At 58.8% G+C, this 22,571-nt stretch carries 20 protein-coding genes and 1 tRNA gene; 10 read left to right on the top strand and 11 right to left on the bottom strand.

From position 1 onward, the window contains the following. Window positions 1-79 precede the first annotated feature (79 nt). A complete protein-coding gene (locus AWM79_RS20265) occupies window positions 80-751 on the bottom strand; it encodes a GntR family transcriptional regulator (RefSeq protein WP_060783635.1) in 672 nt (223 codons plus the stop codon). A gap of 393 nt (window positions 752-1,144) precedes the next feature. Continuing rightward, window positions 1,145-2,215 (bottom strand): AbrB family transcriptional regulator, encoded by a 1,071-nt coding sequence (locus AWM79_RS20260; protein WP_060784026.1) that lies wholly within the window; start codon window positions 2,213-2,215, stop codon window positions 1,145-1,147. A 131-nt stretch (window positions 2,216-2,346) separates the two neighbouring features. On the opposite strand from AWM79_RS20260, the gene AWM79_RS20255 reads away from it, so the two are divergent. Further along, window positions 2,347-3,249 (top strand): LysR family transcriptional regulator, encoded by a 903-nt coding sequence (locus tag AWM79_RS20255; protein ID WP_017133520.1) that lies wholly within the window; start codon window positions 2,347-2,349, stop codon window positions 3,247-3,249. 18 nt (window positions 3,250-3,267) lie between these two features. Here AWM79_RS20255 and AWM79_RS20250 read toward each other — a convergent pair whose 3' ends face one another. The 7 genes from AWM79_RS20250 to AWM79_RS20220 form a co-directional block, all read right to left on the bottom strand. Further along, a complete protein-coding gene (locus tag AWM79_RS20250; RefSeq protein WP_017133519.1) occupies window positions 3,268-3,627 on the bottom strand; it encodes a Na+/H+ antiporter subunit G in 360 nt (119 codons plus the stop codon). Further along, a complete protein-coding gene (locus tag AWM79_RS20245; protein WP_060783634.1) occupies window positions 3,624-3,902 on the bottom strand; it encodes a K+/H+ antiporter subunit F in 279 nt (92 codons plus the stop codon). Before AWM79_RS20245 ends, AWM79_RS20250 begins: the two co-directional genes overlap by 4 nt. Continuing rightward, window positions 3,899-4,387 carry a Na+/H+ antiporter subunit E gene (locus tag AWM79_RS20240; RefSeq protein ID WP_017133517.1) on the bottom strand — a complete coding sequence of 163 codons (489 nt, stop codon included), beginning with the start codon at window positions 4,385-4,387 and terminating at the stop codon, window positions 3,899-3,901. Before AWM79_RS20240 ends, AWM79_RS20245 begins: the two co-directional genes overlap by 4 nt. Further along, entirely contained in the window at window positions 4,384-6,063 is a 1,680-nt protein-coding gene (locus AWM79_RS20235) for a monovalent cation/H+ antiporter subunit D (protein WP_060783633.1), read from the bottom strand. Before AWM79_RS20235 ends, AWM79_RS20240 begins: the two co-directional genes overlap by 4 nt. Further along, window positions 6,060-6,404: a Na+/H+ antiporter subunit C gene (locus AWM79_RS20230; RefSeq protein WP_017133515.1), complete on the bottom strand. Its 345-nt coding sequence runs from the start codon at window positions 6,402-6,404 to the stop codon at window positions 6,060-6,062. Before AWM79_RS20230 ends, AWM79_RS20235 begins: the two co-directional genes overlap by 4 nt. Then, window positions 6,404-9,340: a monovalent cation/H+ antiporter subunit A gene (locus tag AWM79_RS20225; protein ID WP_060783632.1), complete on the bottom strand. Its 2,937-nt coding sequence runs from the start codon at window positions 9,338-9,340 to the stop codon at window positions 6,404-6,406. Before AWM79_RS20225 ends, AWM79_RS20230 begins: the two co-directional genes overlap by 1 nt. A gap of 294 nt (window positions 9,341-9,634) precedes the next feature. Then, window positions 9,635-10,588 carry a DMT family transporter gene (locus AWM79_RS20220; protein ID WP_017133513.1) on the bottom strand — a complete coding sequence of 318 codons (954 nt, stop codon included), beginning with the start codon at window positions 10,586-10,588 and terminating at the stop codon, window positions 9,635-9,637. A gap of 83 nt (window positions 10,589-10,671) precedes the next feature. Here AWM79_RS20220 and AWM79_RS20215 point away from each other — a divergent pair, with 83 nt between their 5' ends. From AWM79_RS20215 to AWM79_RS20205, 3 genes are all read left to right on the top strand, one after another. After that, complete coding sequence (locus AWM79_RS20215; protein ID WP_017133512.1) at window positions 10,672-11,235, top strand: helix-turn-helix domain-containing protein; 564 nt, start codon at window positions 10,672-10,674, stop codon at window positions 11,233-11,235. 288 nt (window positions 11,236-11,523) lie between these two features. Then, on the top strand, window positions 11,524-12,978 hold the full coding sequence (locus tag AWM79_RS20210; RefSeq protein ID WP_060783631.1) for an FAD/NAD(P)-binding protein: 1,455 nt from the start codon (window positions 11,524-11,526) through the stop codon (window positions 12,976-12,978). A gap of 148 nt (window positions 12,979-13,126) precedes the next feature. After that, a tRNA-Cys gene (locus AWM79_RS20205) sits at window positions 13,127-13,200 on the top strand. A 631-nt stretch (window positions 13,201-13,831) separates the two neighbouring features. Here the strand turns inward: AWM79_RS20205 and AWM79_RS20200 are convergent. Together AWM79_RS20200 and AWM79_RS20195 are read right to left on the bottom strand one after the other, a co-directional pair. Beyond that, the gene (locus AWM79_RS20200; RefSeq protein ID WP_017133511.1) at window positions 13,832-14,608 is read right to left on the bottom strand and encodes an SDR family NAD(P)-dependent oxidoreductase; all 777 of its coding nucleotides are present in this window, start codon (window positions 14,606-14,608) and stop codon (window positions 13,832-13,834) included. A gap of 330 nt (window positions 14,609-14,938) precedes the next feature. After that, window positions 14,939-15,880, bottom strand: coding sequence for a LysR family transcriptional regulator (locus AWM79_RS20195; RefSeq protein WP_060783630.1), 942 nt, complete (start codon window positions 15,878-15,880; stop codon window positions 14,939-14,941). A 144-nt stretch (window positions 15,881-16,024) separates the two neighbouring features. On the opposite strand from AWM79_RS20195, the gene AWM79_RS20190 reads away from it, so the two are divergent. From AWM79_RS20190 to AWM79_RS20165, 6 genes are all read left to right on the top strand, one after another. Further along, window positions 16,025-17,695: a thiamine pyrophosphate-dependent enzyme gene (locus AWM79_RS20190; protein WP_060783629.1), complete on the top strand. Its 1,671-nt coding sequence runs from the start codon at window positions 16,025-16,027 to the stop codon at window positions 17,693-17,695. A 245-nt stretch (window positions 17,696-17,940) separates the two neighbouring features. Continuing rightward, window positions 17,941-18,771 (top strand): 5-oxoprolinase subunit PxpB, encoded by an 831-nt coding sequence (gene pxpB, locus AWM79_RS20185; protein WP_244159581.1) that lies wholly within the window; start codon window positions 17,941-17,943, stop codon window positions 18,769-18,771. Next, window positions 18,768-19,742: a 5-oxoprolinase subunit C family protein gene (locus tag AWM79_RS20180; RefSeq protein WP_060783627.1), complete on the top strand. Its 975-nt coding sequence runs from the start codon at window positions 18,768-18,770 to the stop codon at window positions 19,740-19,742. The genes pxpB and AWM79_RS20180 overlap by 4 nt, the downstream gene beginning before the upstream one ends. A gap of 64 nt (window positions 19,743-19,806) precedes the next feature. Then, window positions 19,807-20,274 (top strand): acetyl-CoA carboxylase biotin carboxyl carrier protein, encoded by a 468-nt coding sequence (gene accB, locus AWM79_RS20175; protein ID WP_060783626.1) that lies wholly within the window; start codon window positions 19,807-19,809, stop codon window positions 20,272-20,274. Between the two features lie 2 nt (window positions 20,275-20,276). Beyond that, window positions 20,277-21,644 (top strand): acetyl-CoA carboxylase biotin carboxylase subunit, encoded by a 1,368-nt coding sequence (gene accC / locus AWM79_RS20170; protein WP_017133504.1) that lies wholly within the window; start codon window positions 20,277-20,279, stop codon window positions 21,642-21,644. Next, window positions 21,641-22,033, top strand: a complete 393-nt coding sequence (locus AWM79_RS20165) for an acetyl-CoA carboxylase biotin carboxyl carrier protein (protein WP_060783625.1) — start codon at window positions 21,641-21,643, stop codon at window positions 22,031-22,033. The genes accC and AWM79_RS20165 overlap by 4 nt, the downstream gene beginning before the upstream one ends. Window positions 22,034-22,571 lie beyond the last annotated feature (538 nt).

Below are 22,571 nucleotides of genomic sequence, written 5' to 3'. Positions count from 1 at the left end.
AGAGTGGCTTGTCGGAGGGGGCTGCGGCTTGATGCTTTTATGGCGCTCCGATGAGGAAATCAGCACAGCGATGCCCGGCTCAACGGGCGCGCGGCAGGTGCTCCAGGAGTGTCGCGCAAACACCGGCAATGTGTTCGTCGAGCAGTTTCACCGCCCGTTCCACGTCGCGGGCGCGGCAGGCCTCAATGATGTCGCGGTGCTCATGGTCGGCGCGCTCCTTGCCAGCCGAAAGGCTCATCTGCAGACGCAGGTAGCGTTCCAGCTTGTCATTGACCGAGCGGATCAGGCTGACCAGGAATGGTCGTTGCGCCGGTTCGTAGAGGCAGGCGTGGAGTTGCCAGTTGAGTTCAGCCCAGCGCCCGATGTCGTGTTCGCCGACGAACTCCTGGCAGATGCGCTCGGCTTGGGCGAAGGTGTCTTCGCTCATGTTCGGGATGGCCAGGCGCAGCACCTTGTCTTCGAGCAGCATGCGCACTTCGAACATTTGCGCCAGTTCCGGCTCGGAGAGGCGTGTGACCATCGCCCCGCGGTTGCGCTGGAACACCACCAGCCCTTCGGCCTCCAGACGCTTGAGGGCCTCGCGCACAGGAATCTTGCTGACGTTGAACTGGCGGGCGATTTCGTCCTGGCGAATCGCTTGGTCCTCGGCGAAATTGCCGGCGACGATGGCCTCGCGCAGATGTCGGGTGATGATCTCCGAGGTCGAAGGCGCATTGCCCAGGTCCGGGAGGTTAAGCTTGGGTAGAGTCACGGCGAGATCATTCGAAAGAGGGGAAGGGGATATGGTATACGAAAAACCTTTTGCCTTTCTATCCGCTATCCTCTTGCTCATCCAGTCCGCCAGGGACACGAGGGTGTGTGCGAAGGCCAATGTCTTCTTCGCGACTCAGGCTCTGTACGAAATGTATCTGCGCTCGCCCATATGGCGGTGAAAGCCGGCTTGCGTTGCCCGACCTTCGCGCAAAATCAGTTCGTACAGGCCACTAGTAGCCTGTGTGGTGAGTTCTATGAGTCAATCTCGGCGCCATAAATCCCTGGCCTGCGTTGCTGTTCCTCGCCATAGCCCGGCTATGACTCGTCACAGCGCCTTGGCCATGGACTTATGACATCCGAACTTGAGCTAACGAACTCACCGTACAGGCCACTAGCGGGCGAGACGAATCACCAATCGGGCGAAGAAGGCGCCGGTGAAGATCACCGCCAGCAGGCGCAAGGTCTGCATCGCCAGGACCAGACCGACATCCGAATGGGTGTCGACCGCAATGATCGCCATGGTATCCAATCCACCAGGGCTGGTGGCCAGGTACACCGAGAGGAAGTCCAGGCCGAGCCATTTTGCCAGGACCCAGGCCGAGGCGGCGCAGAGGGCGATCAGGCTGATGGCGCCGAGGATCATCGTCGGTAGCTGTTTCCATACGTACAGCACGGTGGGCCGGTCGAAACGCAGGCCGACGAAGCAGCCGATGGCACCGTAGGCGACTGCCAGCAGACCGGCGGGCAGGGTGATGTGCAGTAGTCCGGACAGTTGCAAGGCGCCACCGATCAGCAGCGGCACCAGTAGCGCGCCAGCAGGAATATGCGCGCCGAGCAGCATGCCGAGCATCGCGACGGCCAAGGTGAGCCCCAGATTGACCGGGCTGAAACTGTGCAGGGCGGTATCCGCGACGTGCACGTCGGTGCCATTGACGGGGGCCTCCAGTACATGACTGACCAGCGCCCCGATCACCACCACGCAGACCACGCGCACGTATTGCATGGTTGCCACGACCCGTCCGTCGGCACCGAAATCGTCGGCCATCAGGACCATGGCCGACGCCGCGCCCGGTGAGGTGCCCCAGGCGGCGGTGCTGGCCTTGATCCCGCCGAAACGCACCATTGCCAGGCCGACCAGGGCACTCAGGCACACCGTCAGCACCGTGGCGAACAGCATCAGTTGCCAGGATTGGGCCATCGATGTCAGGACCGCCAGGGTCATGGAGTGAGCGGCAAGCAGGCCGATGCACCCCTGGCTCAGGCGAAAGACCTGACGGTGAATACGAATATGGGCTCCGCTGACGCCGAAGCCGATCGCCACCAGCATCGGACCGATAAATTGCCCGGCGGGCAGCTCGGCATTCTTGAGCAGTTGTCCGGCGGCGCCGGCGAGGATGATCAGGGCCAGCCATTGCAGTGGGCGGGGCCAGGTAGTGAAAAACAAGCGGGGTGTTGCGGACAAGGACAGTCTCCAAAACGCTGGACGCGCCTGTTGCAGGGCGTTGGGATCGGCGCGGTAGGTCAATTATTGATGGCGCTATTGATCAAGTCTAGTTTCTAATTGTGATGAATCGATAACTTTGGTTGATCAATATGGATCTGCGCGATCTCACCTATTTCGAAACCATCGCCGAGTTGGGACATCTGGGGCGTGCGGCCCAAAGGCTCAATCGCAGCCAGCCGGCGCTGACCAAGAGCATCCAGCGCCTGGAGGAATCGTTCGGCACTAAGTTGTTCGAGCGCGAGGGTCGACGGATCAAGCTGACGCCGGTGGGCGTGCTGTTACAGCAGCGCGGTCGGCAGTTGCAGCAGAGCATTGCCGATACCCACAGGGAGGTGCGGGACTTTGCCCGAGGGGTGCTGGGCAATATCCGCCTGGGCTGCGCGGCGAGCATGGCCGAATACCTGCTGCCGCAGCTAACCACCGCCCTGCTTGAGCGGGCACCGCAGATCACCCTGAACCTGGCCATCGGCCAGGACGACATGTTGTGCGAGTCGTTGCGCTCGGGACGGCTGGACATGGTGATCTGCCCGCTGTTCGACGATGACCGGCAGTTGCTATCCCATCCGTTGTTCGACGACGAAGCGGTGGTGGTTGCCAGTCGCAATCATCCGATTTTCGATGGACCGATTCGCCTGAGTGAGTTGGGGCGCTATCGCTGGGTGTTGCCGGCAACCGGGGTGTCATCGCGACGCTGGATCGACAATGTGTTTCTCGGCCATGACCTGCCGCTACCTTCGGTGCAAATCGAGACCAACACGATTTCCCTGCTGCCGCGCCTGATCGGCCAGACCCGGTTACTGAGCTTCCTGGCGCGCGAAACCCTGGAGGATGTGCGGGGGGCGATGCACCTGCGGGAGGTGCGGCTCAAGGAAACCACGATGAAACGTACCCTGGTGGTGTCGGTGCGGGCCGGCGGTTATCTATCGCCGGCGGCGCAGACCATGCTCGACCTGCTCAAGCGCGATGGCCGGGCGTTTTTCAGCGAGCGCTGATAGCTGCGGGGCACGCGGTCAACTGCCGCCTTCGGTACGGCCACCACTGACCTCCGCCGGTACGTCGTAGCCGGCCACGCGCTGGCGAAACAGCCCGGTACGAGCCAGCAACAGGGTGGTCACCGGCACTGTGATCGACAGCAGGATCGGGATCAGCCAGGCATGGATCACCGGCTCCGACTTGAGCACCGAAAAGTACAGGATCGAGGCCAGTGCCACGCACCAGGCACCGAGGGTCGAGGCCAGGGCTGGCGGGTGCATGCGTTGAAAGAAGTCCTTCATGCGCAGCAGGCCGATGGCACCACAGAGGGCGAACAGACTGCCGAGCACCAGTAGTACGGCCACTGGAATCTCGATCCACAGGGACAACTGGTTCATTCAATCACCTCGCCGCGCAGGAGGAATTTCGCCAGGGCAAAGGAGCCGACAAAGCCGAACAGGGCGATTAGCAGCGCCGCTTCGAAGTAGGTGTCGCTGGCATAGCGGATGCCCAGCACCAGCATCATCAGCATGGCGACGATGTACAGGTAGTCCAGGGCCAGGACCCGGTCTTGCGCCGAGGGGCCCTTGAACAGCCGGACGGCGGTCAGCACCAGGGCCACGCTGAAGATGAACAAGCTGAACAGGATCGCGTTGGCGAGCAGGACGCTCATGTGAAAATCTCCATTAGGGGGCGTTCGTAAGTCGCCTTGAAGTTCTGGATAAACGACGCTTCTTCCTCCAGGTTGAACACATGCAGTAGCAGGATGCTGCGATCCAGCGCCAGCTCGGACCAAACCGTGCCGGGAATCACCGTGCAGATCATCGACAGCACGGCCAGGCCGTTGGCGTCGCGCAAGTCCAGCGGCACCTTGACGAAGGCCGAGTGCGGCGGGCGCCGACCGGCATTCAAAACGCTCCAACCGACGGCCAGGTTGGAGACGATCACATCCCATCCCACCCGCAGGAACAGGCGCAGGATCACCCCCGGTCGACGAATGCGCACCGGCAGCGGCCGCAGTGGCGCCATCATCAATGGCGCACAAAACCCCAGGGCAGCGCCCAGCAGCAGGTTGCCAGGGCTGATCGACAGGTTCAGCACCAGCCATAGCAGCCACAGCGCCAGGGACAGCCAGGGTGCGGGGAACAAGCGTTTCATGGCTGCACCTCCAGTGCCGTGGCCCTGGCTTCGGGGCTGGGCACCGCGCGGGTCGCCAGCACTGCCATGACGTAGTGCTCGGGGGTATTGAGGTTGTCGGCTACGGCCTGGGTGTAGCGCAGCAGCGGCTCGGCCTTGATCGTCAGTAGGATACACAGGCCGAGTAGGGCGACAATAGGCAGGCATTCCAAGCGCCGCAGCGTCGGCGAAGGGCGGTCCGCCGGGGTCCAGAAGCGCTGGACGCCCAAGCGCGAGAAAGCCACCAACGAGGCCAGGCCGGACACTATCAGCAATACCAGCAAGCCCCAGGCCGCTGGCGAGATCAGTGCCTCATGGCCCAAGCCCAATGGATTGAGCAGGGCGTTGAGCAGGCTCAGCTTGGCGATAAACCCGGACAGCGGCGGCATACCGATGATCAGCAGGGCACAGGCGATAAAACTCAGGCCGAGAAAAGCCATGGTCCAGGGAATCACCTGACCGACCACCACATTCTGTTCGTCGTCGAGATTGGTGCCGGGGCGCGGGTGCAGCGATTCCAATGGACGTGGCAATGGGTCGATATCTTCCTCCAGCGGCAGCTCATTGGCCGAGCGTGAGCGCTCGATCAGCTCGGCCAGCAGGAACAGCGCGCTCAGCGCCAGGGTCGAGCTGACCAGATAGAACAGCGCGCCCGCCGTCAGGTTCGGCTGGGCGAAACCCACTGCTGACAGGAGGATCCCCGCCGACACCAGAATACTCAGGCTGGCCATGCGCTCCAGGCGTTGGGCGGCGAGGATCGCCACGGCAGCGCAAGCGATGGTCGCCATACCGCCGTAGATCAGCCAGTTACCACCAAAGTACGCCGAAGCACCGGCCTGACCGGAGAACAGCAGGGTCCATAACCGCAGCAGGGTATAGACCCCGACCTTGGTCATGATCGCGAACATCGCCGCCACCGGCGCGCTGGCCGAAGAGTAGGCGGGCACCAGCCAGAAGTTTAGCGGCCACATTCCGGCCTTGGCCAAGAACGCCACGGCGAGAATCGCCGCACCGGCATGCAGCAGGCCACGGTCGGCTTCCGGCACCAACGGGATCTTCAGGGCCAGGTCGGCCATGTTCAGGGTGCCGGTAACGCCATAAACCATCGCCGCGCCGATCAGGAACAGCGACGAGGCCAGCAGGTTGATCGCGATGTAGTGCAGGCCCGAGGACACCCGCGCCCGTCCCGAACCGTGCAGGACCAGACCGTAGGAGGCCGCCAGCAGCACCTCGAAGAACACGAACAGGTTGAACAGGTCGGCGGTCAGAAAGGCACCGTACAGGCCCATCAACTGGATCTGGAACAGTGCGTGGAAACTCGCGCCGGCACGGTCCCAGCGAGCCATGGCGAACAGCAGGGCGCTGACACCGATGATCCCGGTGAGCACCAACATCAGCGCCGACAAGCGGTCGGCCACCAGTACGATGCCGAACGGTGCTTGCCAGTTGCCCGGCAGATACACGCCAATGGACGCAGGTTCCGAAGATTGCTGAGCGCCGATCAGCAGCAGCACGGAAACACCCAGGCCGAGCAGGCTCGACACCAGGTTGAGGCGGGCCTTGAACGGGCGATGTTTCTCGCCGAGCAGCAGCATCAGCGCCGCCGTCAGCAGCGGTAGTAGGATGGGCGCGACGATCAGGTGCGGCATCAGGTTCATTCCTTGGCCTCCCGGCCATCGACGTGGTCGGTGCCGGTCAGCCCCCGTGAGGCCAGCAGCACCACCAGGAACAGCGCAGTCATGGCGAAGCTGATGACAATCGCCGTCAGCACCAGGGCCTGGGGCAGCGGGTCGGTATAGTTCAACAGGTCCTGGGGTACGCCATCCTTGATGATCGGCTCCTTGCCGATAAACAGGCTGCCCATGCTGAAGATGAACAGGTTGACCCCATAGGACAGCAGGCACAGGCCCATCACCACCTGGAAAGTCCGGGGCCGCAGGATCAGCCAGACGCCGGACGCGGCGAGCACGCCGATAGCAATTGCAATGACTTCTTCCATCAGGCGGCTCCTGGCTTGAGTTGAGGCTGTGGCCTGGCATGTGGCAGGGCCAATTGGCTTGGCCGATGGGCGCGCACCGACTGGTGCGCCAGGGCCGTGAGGATCAGCAGGGTCGAGCCGACCACCACTGCGTACACACCGATATCGAAGAACAGTGCGCTGGCAATATGGATATCACCCAGCAGCGGCAGATGCAGGTGCGCAGTGTGAGTGGTCAGGAACGGATAGCCGAAGGCCATGGCCCCCAGCCCGGTGACGGTGGCGAACAGCAGGCCGGTGCCCATCCAGCGCAGTGGCCGCAGGCTCATTTGGGCCTCGACCCACTGGGTGCCAGCGACCATATATTGCAGGATGAACGCCACCGACATCACCAGGCCCGCAACAAAGCCGCCGCCGGGCTGGTTATGGCCGCGCATGAACAGGTACATCGAGACGATGAAGGCAATCGGCAGCAGCAGGCGCACCAGCACCGCCGGGACCATCATAAAGCCCAGCGCGGTATCGCTGGCGCTGCGCGGGTTGACCAGATCGGTGACCACGTCGCTGGCCAGTTGGCGCTGCTGGTTGGGCAACTGGAGGCTTTCCTTGGGCGGGCGGAAGCGGCGCAGCAGGGCGAAGATCGCCAGGGCCGTGGCCACCAGCACGGTAATTTCGCCGAGGGTATCGAAGCCACGGAAATCCACCAGCATCACGTTCACTACGTTGCTGCCGCCGCCTTCGGGCAGGGCGCGGCTGAGGTAGAACGAGGAGATATCGTTGGGCGTCTGGCGCGTCAGCATGGCGTAGGACAGCAGCGCCATGCCGCCACCGACCAGACCCGACAGCAGCAGATCGCGCAGGCGGCGAATGCGCGCCTTGCGCAGACTGCCGGGCAGCGGCGAGACCTCTTCGATCCGCCGTGGCAGCCAGCGCAGGCCGAGCAGGATCAGCACCGTGGTCACCACCTCGACCACCAATTGAGTCAGGGCCAGATCCGGCGCGGAGAACCAGACAAAGGTGACACAGGTCATCAGGCCGCAGACACTGACCATGGTCAGGGCCGCCAAGCGATGGTACTTGGCTTGCCAGGCGGCGCCCAGGGCGCAGGCGATTGCCAGCAGCCAGAGGGTGACAAAGACGATGGATCCGGGAATCTTCGGCCGATCGCCAAAGCTCAGGCTGGCGTGGAGCATCGGGATCAGCCCGGCCACCACGGCTGCCAGCACCAGCAGGAACAGTTGCGGTTGCAGGCGTTGGGTGCTGATGCGGCGTTCCAGGTGCCGGGCACCGCGCATCATGATCGCCAGGCTGCGTTCGAACAGACGCTTGCCGTTGAGGCGACCGATCAACGGCAGGCGACTGAAGCGACCGCGCTTGAGCTGCTTGCGTAGCAGCAGGTAGAGCAGCACGCCGCCGGACATGGCGATCAGGCTCATGACCATCGGCGCGTTCAGACCGTGCCAGATCGCCAGGCTGTATGGTGGCAGAGTCCCGCCCACCACCGGCAGGGCGGCGCTGGCGAGGATCGAGCCGACTACCTGCGCCGGGAATATGCCCACCAGCAGGCAGGTGAACACCAGCAACTCCACCGGCGCACGCATCCAGCGCGGCGGTTCGTGGGGCGTGTGGGGCAGATCGGTGGCCGCCGGGCCGAAGAACACATCGACGGTGAAGCGCAGCGAGTAGGCAACGCTGAAGGTCCCGGCGAGGGTCGCAATGATCGGCAGGGCGATCTCGACCCAGGCGGTGGAGTGGATGAAAACGGTTTCGGCGAAGAACATTTCCTTGGAGAGGAAACCATTGAGCAGCGGCACGCCAGCCATCGAGGCGCTGGCGACCATCGCCAGCGTGGCGGTGAATGGGATCAGTTTGACCAGGCCGCTGAGTTTGCGGATATCGCGGGTCCCGCTTTCATGGTCGATGATCCCGGCAGCCATAAACAGCGAGGCCTTGAAGGTCGCATGGTTGAGGATATGGAACACCGCCGCGACCGCGGCCAGTGGGCTGTTCAGGCCCAGCAGCAGGGTGATCAAGCCCAGATGGCTGATGGTCGAATAGGCCAGCAGGCCTTTGAGGTCGTTCTGGAACATGGCGCAGTAGGCACCGAGCACCAGGGTCGCGGCGCCGGCGCCGCCGACGATCCAGAACCATTCTTCGCTGCCGGACAGCGACGGCCATAGCCGGGCCAGAAGAAACACCCCGGCCTTGACCATCGTCGCCGAATGCAGGTAAGCGGAAACCGGGGTGGGCGCTGCCATGGCATGGGGCAGCCAGAAGTGGAAGGGGAATTGCGCACTCTTGCTCAGAGCGCCAATCAGGATCAGTGGCAGCAGGACGGGGTACAAGGCATGGGCACGGATCTGGTCGCCTGCTGCCAGCACGGCGTCCAGGTCATAGCTGCCCACCACATGGCCGAGGATCAGTACCCCCGCCAGCAGGCATAAACCACCGGCGCCGGTGACCGTCAGTGCCATGTAGGCGCCACGGCGGGCATCGGAACGGTGGTGCCAGTAGCCGATCAGCAGGAACGAGAACAGGCTGGTCAGTTCCCAGAAAAACACGATCTGGATCAGGTTGCCCGACAGTACCAGGCCGAGCATCGCGCCCATGAAAGCCAGGAAAAACGCGAAGAAGCGCGGCACCGGATCGTCCGGCGACATGTAGTAGCGGGCGTACAGCGACACCAGCGTGCCGATGCCGAGCACCAGCATGGAGAACAGCCAGGCAAAACCGTCCAGGCGCAGGACCAGGTTCAGGCCCAGGCTGGGCAGCCAGGTGACGGTCTCGTGAATCACACCGCCATGGGCGATCTGCGGGTAGAACAAGGCCATTTGAATCGTGCCGGCCAGGGCAATCACACCGGCCAGGATCGATTCACTGTTACGTGCGTTATGCGGCAGCAGGGCCGCCAGACAGCTGCCGATAAAAGGCAGAAGTAGTAGAACTATCAGAGACATAGGCTTCTAATCTGCGGGAGTTTGCGAAGAATCATACGTGGCTGGAGTTGGATCACCAACCCTTAAGCTGTCGCCGAATCCTACAAAGTGGGAGATAAATGGCTGATATGCATGGTCTAAATTGTAGATGGAGAACCGAGCCCTGTGGCGAGCGGGCTTGTCGGCACCGGGGTGCGAAGCGGCGCTAAAACCGGTCTCGGGGTGTCTCAGATAAAACAAGGGACTGAGGTTGTGACTGCTGCGCAGCCGAGCGCGGCGGTGCGGCGTGCCGACAAGCCCGCTCGCCACCGAGTGTTATGGGTTGTTGGAATCCAGAGCCTCGCTCTCGATCTCGTCATCGACCGGGACCAGCGGTTTGCCCTTGGTCTTCAGCTCGCTGACAATCACTGCCGCGACGATCAATGCCGCCCCGACCAGTGCCAATCCCGGCAGGCGTTCGCCGGCCAATCGCCCGGCAATCCCGGCCCAGACCGGCTCGCCGGCATAGATCAAGGTCGCGCGGGTGGGCGAAACACTTTTCTGCGCCCAGTTCATTGCCACCTGGATCGCCGCGCTGGCGGCGCCCAGGCCGACCGCACTGGCCAACAGTAGCCAGGAAAAGTCCGGTAGTTGTTCCTGGGTCGGCACGATCATCAGGAACGCCAACACCGAAGCGGTGGCCAGTTGCACCACGGTGACGCGACGCACATCGACCTTGCCTGCATAGTTGCTGATCAGGATGATCTCGGCGGCAATGGCGATGGCGCTGATAATGGTGGCAATTTCCCCTGGACTGAAGTCCAGATGGGCGCCGCTCGGCCCGGACAGCAGCATCAGCCCGGTGAAAGCCAGCATGATGCCGATGCTTGGCATCAACCCGGGCCGCTTGCCCAGCACCAGCCATTGCAACAGCGGTACGAAGGGCACGTAGAGCGCGGTGATAAATGCCGACTGGCTGCTGGGAATGGTCTGCAAACCCACGGTTTGCAAGCCGTAGCCCAGCATGATCGCGGTGCCGATAAAGATTCCGGCCTTCATCTCGAAAGCACTTATGCCCCGCAGGCTGCGCGCCGAAAACAGCGCGACGATGCACGCCGCCGCGGCAAACCGCAAGCCCACGAAGAACATCGGCCCGCTGACGGTCATGGCGTTTTGCACCAGCAGAAAAGTGCCGCCCCAGACCATGGTGATCAGGATCAGCACGCATTCGGCTTTGCTGAACCTTAGGGTCGAGGGTAACCACTTGTTGTTGGATTTCACCGGAGTCATGACCTTGCGCGCTACCTGAGTGAGACGCACAATGCGCCGGAGCTGGGCAGTATACTGCGCAAACCCACTGAGTGAGCAATATAGTGCACAAAGAAACCTCGCAACGCGCGTCGGTCCTGCAACACGTCAGCCGAAATGTGCGACACCTGCGGCATGAGGCCCAGTTGAGCCAGACCGCGCTGTCGGAGAAATCCGGAGTCAGTCGGCGGATGCTGGTGGCCATCGAAGCGGGGGAAAAGAACGTCAGCCTGACCACCCTCGATCGTGTGGCCGAAGCACTGAACGTAGCCTTCAGCGACCTGATCCAGGCGCCGGATGCCCGTGACCCGAGCCGTATCAACGAACTGGCCTGGGCCGGGTTGATTCCCGGGAGCAAGGCAGTGCTATTGGCCAAGGCGGTGGCTTGCCGTGAAGTCGAACTATGGGAATGGCGCCTGGAACCAGGCGAGCGCTACCACTCCGAGCCCGATGGCGATGGCTGGAGCGAGCAACTGTACGTTTTTGAGGGTTGCCTGACCCTGTGGCTCGGCGAACAGGAGCGGCAGATCCATGCCGGCGAGTTCTTCATGTTCGCCAGCAACCAGCCCCACGGCTACCGCAATGATGGCGAGGCGGCTGCGCGGTTTGTGCGCAATGTGGTGATCTAGACGGCTGGGCACTATTGATGCAGTAACTGTTGATGGGCGGCTGACTGTTTTTGCTTGTGGGAATCTCTAGATTTTTGGCGTAATTAACTGACTTTAAGCTTTTTTTGTTCTTGCGATGTCCCATGCCTGCTTTTTGCACTCGCGAGGACTCTGGAGGCGGTCTTTGCCAACTGCCTGGCCCGTATTCGACACTGGCCGGCTGGTGCTCGGCAATACGTCGGATGATTGACTGGTCACGGCGACCTGCACGCTTTCTACTGAGGCGAGCATTGAACAAGAGAGCGAATAATGGCTGAAACCCTGAGCGGACAAGCAACACACGCTATCTTGGCGGCCGATGTGTTGATTGTCGGTGGTGGTCTGAGTGGCGCGATGCTGGCAGTGCAGTTGCTGCGCCTGCCGGGCCGGCGGCGGATTTTGATCGTCGAGCCACGTGCCGAGTTGGGACGGGGTGAGGCCTACAGTGCCACGCAGCTTGGGCACACGTTGAACGCCAATGCGGCGCGGATGAGCGTCGACCCGGACAATCCCGATGACCTGACCGAATGGTTGCAGATCCATATCGCCGCTGGCGGCTGGCCCGAGTCGGACCAGCAACAGGTGCCGGTCAGCGAACTGTTCATGCCCCGAGGAATCTTCGGCCTCTACGTCCAGCAGCGCTTGGCCGAGGCCCGGCAGCAGGGGGTGGCCTGGGGCTCGACAGCCGAGCATGTGCGCGGCGAGGCGGTCGACCTGCACAGCGACGGCCACGGCGTACACCTGACCTTGGCCGATGGCCGGCAACTGCGAGGGGAGCATGCGGTACTGGCGACCGGTATGTTCCCGGCGGCGCGGGCCCGGCAAAAGCAATCTAACGGCCTGAACGCGGCGGCGCTGGACCCTTGGGACGTAGCGACCCTGTCGCGGCTCGATCCACAGGGCGCGGTGCTGATCATCGGCTCCGGCCTGACCATGGTCGATGCCGTGGTGTCTTTGGAACAGGCCGGGCATCGCGGACCGATCCGGGTCATTTCCCGCCACGGGCTGCTGCCCCATGTACGCCGCCAGCCACCGGCCTGGGTCGACTTCCTGGCCGCCGACCTGAGTATTCGCAGCCCGCGCCACCTGCTGCGCGAGGTCCGTTGCCAATGCGCCGAAGCCTTGCGGGCCGGCATCGACTGGCAGGCGCCGCTGGACACGGTACGGGCTCATATCGGCCGACTCTGGAGCCAGGCCAGCGACATCCAGCGTCGCCAGTTTCTCCAGCATGTACGGCCATGGTGGGAAAGCCATCACCACCGTTCGCCACCCTTGAGCGCCGAGCTGGTGGAGCGCCTGTACAGGGAAGGGCGGCTGACCATCGAGGCGGCATCGTTCAAGGGCTTGGACGAACTACGGGACGGGCAGGTAAGCATTTTCATTCGACCTCGGGGTGAGTCGCAGACACGTATCGTCACGGGCGCGGCCTTGATCAACTCCACGGGTATCGAATATGACTGGCGTCGGGTGGATCGCCCGTTGCCCCAGCGATTACTGGCACGAGGATTGATCCGGCCAGGACCGTTGGCCCTGGGTATCGCAGCCGATCCGGGCGGCGCGGTAATGAATGTGGAGGGTGATATTTCCATGCGGCTGTTTGCCATGGGACCGCCGTTGCGGGGCCTATGGTGGGAGAGTACGGCGGTCACCGATGTGGCGAGTCAGGCCCAGTCGCTGGCGGCGCGACTGGTACAGTTGGCGGCTGCGCGCAAAGACCTGGACTGACCTAAAAATTATTAGAATTCAGGGGGTTGCCAGTGCCATGCAACTAGGACATAATGCGCGCCATCAGCTCGGGCGGCAACGTCGTGAACGCTGAAGAATCAAGGAGTTGCGGCAAGCCTGGCTTGCAAGGGCGCTCGATTCGACCTGAGGCCGAGTAGCAAAATGGTTATGCAGTGGATTGCAAATCCATCTACGCCGGTTCGATTCCGACCTCGGCCTCCACCTTCAAAGCCCCGTAAATCAATGGTTTACGGGGTTTTTTAATGCCTGCGATTTAGGAAGCGTTCCGCAACTTTTGGGATGTGTTCCGCAACCATGGGGTTGCGGAAGGTAAAGCTTGCCTTCTTTTTTGGCTTTTTTTCGTGGTATCAAGAATGCTACGAAGTGATAGATCTCCATTTACCTCAATATCGTTAGGTGTTTCGAGTTTTTTATCGTTTCCAGAAAAAATAATTATATATTTGCTTTCTTCGTTAGGTGAAAACGACACTGGCTCTTGACCAATTATTTTGTGTTCGACTCCTGCGCGTGGGTGTTATGTCACGAGTTTGTCCATGTTTTTGGGGGATCTCGATTTTTTGTAGAAGAACAGCGTTGTGTATGTTTTTATGGATTCGCGTACCGATACTTGCGCTCGATAATTCGTGATGCCTCTCGCTATCCAAAAAAATATTAGTACGCATGACAAGAGCAAAAAAATGAAGCCTAGGCTGCCAGTTTAACTAGCACTCAATGTTAATGAGTGCTTTCACGAGCGGTTGAGCTCTTTACTCTCAACCCGATCCTTGAAAATGAGATGTTCAGTGCGGAGGGAGTGCAGGAGATGGGCTGACCCTACATAGTAGAAAATCAATTACTCAGTCACCGGAACGACCGTGTTTAGTACCAAACGACCGCCATCCGGGTAAATGGTCTGTCCAACAATGTACGAGGCATCGTCGCTGGCCAGGAACGATACAACGCTGGCCACTTCAGAGGCTTCCCCCACTCTGCCGATCGGGGTTCGGGATAGAATGCCACGGCGGGCATTCGGGTCGCTAGCCAGTACGGTGGAGACCAAGTCGCTCGCGATAGTGCCTGGTCCGACCGCATTCACACGGATGCCATGTTTGATCAAGCTTACGGCCATTACTGAAGTCAGTTGTTTTACTGCGCCTTTTGACACGGCGTAACCCACTGAGTTTGGCATGGCCAAGAGCGCATTAATCGAGGACATGTTGACGATGGCGCCCTTGATTCCATTGGCAATCATGTAGCGAGCCACAGCCTGGCCAATCAGGAAATACGATTTGACATTAATCTGCTGAATGCGGTCGAAGATATCTTCGGGAAAATCGACGAACTCGGCCTGATGAATAATGCCCGCGTTATTCATCAAAATGTCCAGCGATCCAAACTTATCGACGGTTTTGTTGACGATGTCGTTGGCGATGTCTTGGCTGATAACGCTCAAGTCAGCAACGATCCAGCTTGCGTTGGTGCCCAGGCGCTTCGCTTCTGCTTTCACTTTGTCGGCCTGCACATCTACCAAGACAACTTTAGCGCCATCTGCGATAAAACGTTCGGCGATAGCCAATCCCAGGCCCTGGGCAGCACCGGTTACGACAGCTACCTTATTAGCATGCTTCATGCGGATATCCCCCTATCGAAATAACAACCGAGTTTAGCCAGGTATCTCTGAGGCCTTGGAAGTAGTCTGCTTGTCGGTAGGTTGATTGTCTTGATTCAATGCATTTGATTAGCTGCGGAAATCGGCATAGCGAAATGAATACCGGTTATCTCATTAGACGGTCAATCGCTAAGGAGCAGATTCCTCGGCAGCATTCCTTTGGGCTGGCCGCTGACCCTTGATATTGTGAAGGAGGGCTGGTTCATGTGTTTTATCTGCGTAAACGGCAAAATCACATCAGGTTGTTGTACGTCGAAAAATTCAGTCGCAACGGACTAACCGTACAGGCCACTAGAGCGTGCGTAGGGACCTGATGCCCAGCGTGGCGGAGTCATTTTCGACGAGTGTGTCGACGATATTTTTTATTTCCTGCTCAATCAGTTTGATGGCTCGGGTTACAGGGCGATTGACCACCGTAGCCAGTACCAATTTTGTAAACAGACACGGGGAGGTAATTAGGTGCGCACTCAACGTGCCTCTGGCGATTTCCTGCATCACGGCGGGTTTGGCCAAAATTGTCGAGGCCAGATTTGCCGTAACGATTTCTTTGAGAAGCTCAAGCGTGTCGGACTGAAATTTGATGTTTGGCTTAATATCCAGTTTGCTGGTGGCATAGTCCAAAGTCCTGCACAGGCCATGATTACCGGTAGGAAGCACTAAGGGATGTTCAGTGACCTGGCTCAGTTCTACCTGATCAGTGTTTTTAAAAGGGTCGTGGCTGGCGCAGGTCACGAAGTACAGCTCGGCCTGGCACAACGGCGCTACCTGAATCGATGCAGAGCGCCGAGCATCGTGCAAGATTGCAATATCAACCCGCCCATCCACCAGCCACTCATGGACATAACCACTGTATCCGCTGACCAGGTTTATCTGTAGCTCAGGATATTTTTCCTGGATGGAAGTAATGAGCTTCAGGCCGAGCAGATTACAGATAGTAGGGGTTACGCCGACAGTCACTGCGCCTTTGGGGGATGCGTATTCCGATTGCAGATCGGACGGAATCGCAGTCAACTCGAGCAGAAGCGGCCCGGCCCTGTCGAGCAAGGATTGGCCTTCTGGCGTCAGCATGACGCCTCTCCCGTGACGATAGAAAAGGCGAAATCCACATTCCTCTTCCAGCTTGTGCATCTGCCTTCCGAGGGCCGGCTGAGCTATGCCCAAGACGGTGGCGGCTTTAGAAAAACTGTCGAAATGTGCCACTTGCATCAGTAGTTCGAGTCGTCGTAGATCCATGATGGTCTCAGCGAGCTGTGCCGAAATTGAATAGCTGATATCCCTGCGAGTCCAATGGTTGCAGAAGTACGGTTATATAACAATTGGGGCAACCAAAGCCCATGCCGGCTATCACGGTCCGTCCCATTGCTCAGGTTTCTACCCATGCAATTCGCCAAAAGCACCACCTCTGCACATGCGCTTCTTTCGGTTTTTGCCGCAAACGGTATCGATCGGGTCTTCCTGGTTCCGGGCGAAAGCTACCTCGGTATCATGGACGCCCTGGGCGATTTTCCGGCGATTGACGTGGTGACCTGCCGACAGGAGGGCGGTGCAGGCTTTATGGCATGTGCCGACGGTCGCCTGACCCGTCGCCCAGGGGTGGTCATGGTCAGTCGTGGCCCAGGCGCGACCAATGCTTCGATTGCTGTCCATACTGCCCAGCAAGATGCCATTGCGCTGATTCTCGTTGTTGGCCAAGTCCCGAAAGCCGACCTGAGAAAAGAGGCTTTTCAAGAGATCGACTATCAAAAGATGTTCGGTTCGATCGCCAAATGGGTGTGTGAACCCACCGAACCAGGGCAATTGGCGGCGGCAGCCTTCAAAGCTATCCGCGTGGCAACGAGCGGTACTCCGGGTCCTGTCGTGTTGGTAATCCCGGAGGATATTCAGCAGCAGGTAATTCCCGTCGAGGAGTGGCAGGCCGTGGCGCATGTATCTACCCGGCCCGTTGACCAGGATGTCCAGCGCATTGCCTCCTTGTTGAAGGCGGCGAAGCGGCCATTGATCATTGCCGGTGGCGCCCTGGACAGCGAGTTGGGGCGCGAAGCGTTGCTGAGGCTGGCCGAGGCTTACGATGTGCCTGTCGCTGTCTCATTCCGTCAACATGACATCTTTTCGAACAAACATGTGCTGTATGCCGGTGAGCTGGGTCTATCCAATCCTCGAGATCAGATGGCCAACTTCGAGACAAGTGATTTGATCATTGCCCTAGGGACTCGCCTGGGCGATATCACGACTCAGGGTTACCAGTTCCCGAAGCATCCCCGGTCTGACCAGACCCTCGTTCACGTCTATGCGGACGACCATATTGTCGGACTGAACTTAGTGGCTGATGTGGGCGTAGTATGTGATCCGACTGCTCTGGCTATCGCACTCACTGAGCAGTCTGGCGGTAAGTTGGAGGGTAGAGATTGGGTTGTTCAGACGACGGCGATTGCACGACGTCTCTCGGCCTGGCCGCAAGTGAAGGCACAAGACGGTGTTCCGTTCGTTCACGTGATTCGTGCTCTGGTGCAGAAAGTCTCCCCTGAAGCCATAATTTGCTTGGATGCAGGTACCTTCGCGGCGCCTGTCTACCGGCATTTTCCATTCACCTATCCGCAGCGATTGATGGCTCCTCTCTCGGGTGCCATGGGCTACGGCACTCCGGCGGCAATTGCCTCGCAGCTGCGTTACCCGCATCGTCAAGTGGTCTGTATGGCGGGAGATGGCGGCTTCCTGATGACAGGCAACGAGATGATCGCCGCGGTCGAGCGCAAGCTGCCTATTCTGTTCATCGTATCCAATAACAACTGCTACGGCTCAATTCGCATTCACCAGGAACGTACCTATCCAGGCCGAAAAGTCGGGACGACACTTTCGAATCCGGACTTTATAAAGGTCGCCCAGGCATATGGTGTTCGCTGTGAACGAGTCAGCGAGGTGTCTGAGATTGAATCGGCTATCGCCCGCGGATTGGCTGCGCAACAACCTTACTTCATTGAAGTGGTCTCGAGCTTGTCCGCAGTGCTGCCTAAATCAGAGCAGTCCGTTACGAAGCATAACGATGACTAGCGATCTTTGGGAGAGAGCTTCAAAGCTTCAATGGCATTCGCCGCGGCGCTTTTGCGAGAAATACGAGCTTTCTCCGTTTTTCTGCCGGTCCGGCATCATAGCGTAAGGGGAGAGGTCTTAAGGGTGGATTCGTCGAGGCATTTCAAGGCGGATTGGTATGCGGAATTCCGCAACTAAGTAGCTAGGTTAGATCAAGCCTGGAGACCGTGTCCGGTTGCAAGATAGAGCCAGGTTTGATGAGCCCGATGAGCACCCGCAAGTCGCTGCGAGAGCGATTACGTACTGTCAAAGTGGCCTCTTATCGGGTGGTCCGCAGCAGATCACCGTGTTTCTGCTGGTCTGGACCGCCCGCCTTGGCGGACTTTATTCAATCATTTTGCCAAAATAAACCAGTGAGCGTTTTTGAGATGGCAACGCCTGATAACAAGCCCCAGGTAAACATTTTAGGGAGCCAGGGGCTTTTGCTGGATGTCACGGCACCTGCCTTCAGTGAAGACGTTCAGCGGCGCGTACTTGCAATTGCGGACGAGGCAGTGAAGCAGCCTGGCGTACTCGAAGCCGTTCCTGGCATGAACAATCTTCTGATTGTGTACGCACCAGGCCTGATTTCGGCGGCGGCGATGACCCAATGGCTGCTGGCCCTCTGGGAGAACGTCTGCATTGAGAAAAAAGCGGGCCGCGAAATCGAGGTGCCGGTCATCTATGGCGGCACCCAGGGCGAAGATCTGCCCGAACTGGCCGAGCGTGCCCAGCTCGACATTGAAACCTTTATTCGTCTGCACAGCGAGGCGATTTATCAAGTCGCGGCGATCGGCGGCATGCCGGGGTTTCCCTACCTATCCGGGCTTGATCCTCGATTAGCGACGCCGCGCAGGTCGATACCCAAGATGCGCTTGGACGTTGGCGACGTCATCATCGGTGGTCAGCAAGCCGGCATCATGCCGATTCCGGCACCCTCCGGCTGGCACGTCATTGGTCATACCGACTTAAAGCTATTTGATGCGCACCTTGCCTCACCTTCGTTATTGCAAGCAGGTGATCGTATTCGCTTTAGCATTGCCGGAATCGAATCATGATCGAAATCCTCTCTACCGGTGTGCTCAATTCCGTTCAGGACTTGGGGCGCAAGGGATACTTGAATATCGGCGTGGGGCATTCGGGGGCAATGGATTGTCCGGCGTTGACAATCGCCAACCTTCTCGTGGGTAACGATATCAATGATGCGGGCCTGGAAATCGCGTTATTTCCATTCAAATTGAAATTTATCGATGACTGCCGGTTTGCGTTGACGGGCGCAAATGCCAAGGCGCATTTGGATCAGATCGAGCTGCCTCCCCATTGGTCCATGGATGCAAAGGCTGGGCAAACGCTGACCATTTTGACACCCACCGAGGGGGCGAGGATGTATTTGGCTTTTTCGGGCGGCATCGACGTGCCGCTGGTGATGAACTCCCGGTCCACGGATTTAAAAACCGGATTCGGAGGGTTTCAAGGTCGAGGCCTGCTTCGTGGTGATCGCTTGCCGATGTGCCATACCACGGCAAAATCTCCTCGCAGTGGTGTAGGCGCAGCCATCGCTAGGCAACTGCCTGGAAAAGATTTCGAGGTTTCTATCCGGGTGATGCCATCGGCTGAGTTTGATTGGTTTGATGAAAGCGCCAAGTTCGATTTTTTCAATCAGCCATGGACGTTAACTCAAGAAGCAAACCGCATGGGCATGCGCTTTTGTGGCCCATCCCTGAAACTCGCCCGCGCCCTTGAGTTGTTTTCTCACGGAATACTTCCCGGCACGGTGCAGGTGCCTCCTTCTGGCCAGCCCATTGTCCAGATGGCAGAAGCCAATACCTGCGGCGGTTACCCGAAGATCGTGAATGTCATTAGCGCCGATCTTTGGCTGCTGGCCCAGACACCCATTGGCGCTACGATTCGTTTTGTGCAGGTGGATTACGCCAGTTCGCATCAAGCTCAAGAAAAACAATATGCGTATCTATCAGACCTTGGTCGGGCGTTGGCCGCGCTAGTACGCACTACGTTGCCAAGCAACTAAATTACCAGCGGCCACCTCCTTTGAACGTGACAATTGTTCGTAGTCCAGGACAGCGGAAATTAATATGAACCTTGAATTCATTGAGCGCTTGATCGATATCGTAGAGCGTAGCCAAGTCGCGGAGTTGGAGTACAGCGAAGGCGATTGTCGAGTACGCATAGGGCTTCGGCCTTTTGGCGCAACAATGTCCGGTTCTCCTTCGGTGTCCTCTTCGAAGGCGTTGCAGTCGGACAATCTTGAAACCTCGATAGCTTGCACCGTGGTAGCCGCGTCTACGCCACGCAGTGAAAGTCATACTGTCTCATCCAGCCTGGTAGGGCTGTTTTATCGTTCGCCGGCAGCCGATAAAGCTCCTTTCGTTGAAGTCGGCGATGTTGTGGAGGAGGGGCAGACGCTCGCTATTGTCGAAGCGATGAAAATGCTCAACCCCATTGAAGCGGATCGACATGGGCGAATCAGCGCCATCTTGAAAGCTGATGGCGAAATGACTGAGGCCGGGCAAGCGTTGTTCACTATCGAGCCCATGGAATAAGTATGAGCCAGCCATTATTCGACAGTGTATTAATTGCCAATCGCGGCGAAATCGCTTTGCGTATCCTGCGCGCTGCCCGCGAACTGAACCTGCGCACCGTCGCCGTGTATTCTCAAGCCGATGCCGAGCTTCGACATGTGGCGTTGGCCGATCAAGCACTTTGCATCGGTCCGGCCTGCGCCGCAGACAGTTACCTGGACGCTAAACGGCTTCTGCGGGCCGCTGCGCTCACGGGGGCGGGTGCAATACATCCGGGTTACGGGTTTCTGGCCGAGCATGCCGGGTTTGCCGCCGCAGTAGAGGACGCGGGGCGCGTTTTTGTCGGACCCACCTCGGCCTCGATTCGTTTGATGGGCGACAAGGTTTCGGCCAAGCAAGCCATGCTTGAAGCCGGCGTACCCTGCGTGCCCGGATCTCCCGGCGCGCTGGCGGACGATAAAACGCAAGTACAACACCTGGCGCAGTCTTGCGGTTACCCGTTGATTGTCAAGGCATCGGCCGGTGGCGGCGGCAGAGGCATGCGCATCGTGCGTTCGGCGGCGGAGCTTGATGAAGCGGTCGTGATCACACGTGAAGAGGCGAGTCGGACTTTTGGCAATCCTGAAGTTTATCTGGAGAAGTTTCTCGAGCATCCGCGCCATATTGAAATCCAGGTGTTGGCGGATAATTTTGGCAACGCGGTGTGGCTCGGCGAGCGTGATTGTTCCATGCAGCGCCGCCACCAGAAAATCATTGAAGAAGCGCCAGCAGTCGGGATTGATCGCGATGCAATTGAGCGTATCGGTGAGTGCTGTGTCACAGCCTGCCAATTGATCGGCTATCGTGGCGCGGGAACATTCGAGTTTCTTTATGAAAACGGCGAGTTCTTTTTTATCGAAATGAACACCCGTGTACAGGTCGAGCATCCCATCACGGAACTCGTGACGGGGGTGGATATCGTCCGCGAACAACTGCTGATTGCACTGGGTCAGCCGCTGTCGATTTGCCAATCGCAAATTCGCATTCAAGGGCATGCGATTGAATGCAGAATCAATGCCGAGGATCCATTGAGTTTCGCGCCGGCGCCTGGTCGCGTTGCTTCTTGGATTGCTCCCGGCGGCCCTGGAATTCGGGTCGACAGTCATCTCTATACGGGCTACCAGGTACCACCGTTTTATGACTCTCTGGTGGCCAAGTTTGTTGCCCACGGTGCGACCCGTGCTCAAGCCATCGCACGAATGAGCGGTGCCCTGCGGGATGCCGAACTAACCGGTATCAAAAGCAACATTGCTTTGCACCAGCGTTTGATGGCGGAGCCAGGATTTGCGGCAGGCGGCTTTGATATTCACCATTTGGAACGCTATCTGCACCAACCGGAGGTCTCCCAATGAGCCCGGATTTTATCGAGCAGATCATCAACTTGGTTAAGCGGAGTTCGCTTTGCGCGTTTGAGTTCGAGCAGGCCGGCACCTGCTTGCGCATTTCCCTTGAGGAGCGCGGCTCGGGATTGTCGGCGTGTTCGCCAGCCGCGACGCCAGCCCGAACCGTCAATTACCTCAGCTCACCGGCCATGGGGGTGTTGCGCCTGAAGCATCCCCAACGCGACGAGGTTTTTTGCGCAGTGGGCAGTGAGGTCAAAGAGGGGCAGGTCGTGGCGTTTCTGCAAAATGATGCGCTTCTGGAAGAGATCAAAGCATCGAGTTCTGGCGTGCTTTTGGCCGCACTGGTAGAAGACGGCGACATTATTGGGTATGGACAAAAGCTTTTTGAAATTCGATAAGATGGCGTTGTACTTTTGCGATGATATTTCCTGAAGTATTTAAGCTTCAGCATATTATGTTGGCTCTATGTATCATTCGCGCACGAAGTGTTTGTATCAAGTGAGCGTAGTACGTCCAAGGCATAGGGCGTTTTTGCCTTTACCTCAAAAAATGACTTCTATCCTTCTTCGAATCATCGCTCAGCCAAAAGCGATTTTCGAACCTTCCTAATTATTTTTGGGAAAGGTCTTACAGTAATTCCTTTTCCGCTTTGTTAGCGTCTACCTCGGTTTAAATTTATCAGGTTCGGCATGGCGCGAATGATTACGCCGTGAGTTGCCGTGCCAGCGCGTCGAAGCCCGCCTTAGTCGGGCAAAAACAACAATAAAAATTTCGTCTTCGGCAACCTACGCCGAGACACCCAGAACAAGGAAGTAGGCCCATGGCACAAACTTCATTCGCATATTTCAACGTCTTCAATCCCGGTAAATCCAGACACCGGGCATCACGCCTCAAATGGCGGGCGCCGACCCAGGTCGATGGCGATAAGCAAGATAT

The sequence above is a fragment of the Pseudomonas agarici genome, from assembly GCF_001543125.1.
Taxonomy (GTDB): Bacteria; Pseudomonadota; Gammaproteobacteria; order Pseudomonadales; family Pseudomonadaceae; genus Aquipseudomonas; species Aquipseudomonas agarici.
This window is presented reverse-complemented; position numbering and strand designations above follow the sequence as displayed.

What these genes read in the sequence shown, in the direction of transcription:
- AWM79_RS20255 (WP_017133520.1), top strand. Translation starts at nt 2,347, where the DNA reads ATGGATCTGCGCGATCTCACCTATTTCGAAACCATCGCCGAGTTGGGA.
- AWM79_RS20250 (WP_017133519.1), bottom strand. Translation starts at nt 3,627, where the DNA reads ATGAACCAGTTGTCCCTGTGGATCGAGATTCCAGTGGCCGTACTACTG.
- AWM79_RS20245 (WP_060783634.1), bottom strand. Translation starts at nt 3,902, where the DNA reads ATGAGCGTCCTGCTCGCCAACGCGATCCTGTTCAGCTTGTTCATCTTC.
- AWM79_RS20240 (WP_017133517.1), bottom strand. Translation starts at nt 4,387, where the DNA reads ATGAAACGCTTGTTCCCCGCACCCTGGCTGTCCCTGGCGCTGTGGCTG.
- AWM79_RS20235 (WP_060783633.1), bottom strand. Translation starts at nt 6,063, where the DNA reads ATGAACCTGATGCCGCACCTGATCGTCGCGCCCATCCTACTACCGCTG.
- AWM79_RS20230 (WP_017133515.1), bottom strand. Translation starts at nt 6,404, where the DNA reads ATGGAAGAAGTCATTGCAATTGCTATCGGCGTGCTCGCCGCGTCCGGC.
- AWM79_RS20225 (WP_060783632.1), bottom strand. Translation starts at nt 9,340, where the DNA reads ATGTCTCTGATAGTTCTACTACTTCTGCCTTTTATCGGCAGCTGTCTG.
- AWM79_RS20220 (WP_017133513.1), bottom strand. Translation starts at nt 10,588, where the DNA reads ATGACTCCGGTGAAATCCAACAACAAGTGGTTACCCTCGACCCTAAGG.
- AWM79_RS20210 (WP_060783631.1), top strand. Translation starts at nt 11,524, where the DNA reads ATGGCTGAAACCCTGAGCGGACAAGCAACACACGCTATCTTGGCGGCC.
- AWM79_RS20200 (WP_017133511.1), bottom strand. Translation starts at nt 14,608, where the DNA reads ATGAAGCATGCTAATAAGGTAGCTGTCGTAACCGGTGCTGCCCAGGGC.
- AWM79_RS20195 (WP_060783630.1), bottom strand. Translation starts at nt 15,880, where the DNA reads ATGGATCTACGACGACTCGAACTACTGATGCAAGTGGCACATTTCGAC.
- AWM79_RS20190 (WP_060783629.1), top strand. Translation starts at nt 16,025, where the DNA reads ATGCAATTCGCCAAAAGCACCACCTCTGCACATGCGCTTCTTTCGGTT.
- pxpB (WP_244159581.1), top strand. Translation starts at nt 17,941, where the DNA reads ATGAGCACCCGCAAGTCGCTGCGAGAGCGATTACGTACTGTCAAAGTG.
- AWM79_RS20180 (WP_060783627.1), top strand. Translation starts at nt 18,768, where the DNA reads ATGATCGAAATCCTCTCTACCGGTGTGCTCAATTCCGTTCAGGACTTG.
- accB (WP_060783626.1), top strand. Translation starts at nt 19,807, where the DNA reads ATGAACCTTGAATTCATTGAGCGCTTGATCGATATCGTAGAGCGTAGC.
- accC (WP_017133504.1), top strand. Translation starts at nt 20,277, where the DNA reads ATGAGCCAGCCATTATTCGACAGTGTATTAATTGCCAATCGCGGCGAA.
- AWM79_RS20165 (WP_060783625.1), top strand. Translation starts at nt 21,641, where the DNA reads ATGAGCCCGGATTTTATCGAGCAGATCATCAACTTGGTTAAGCGGAGT.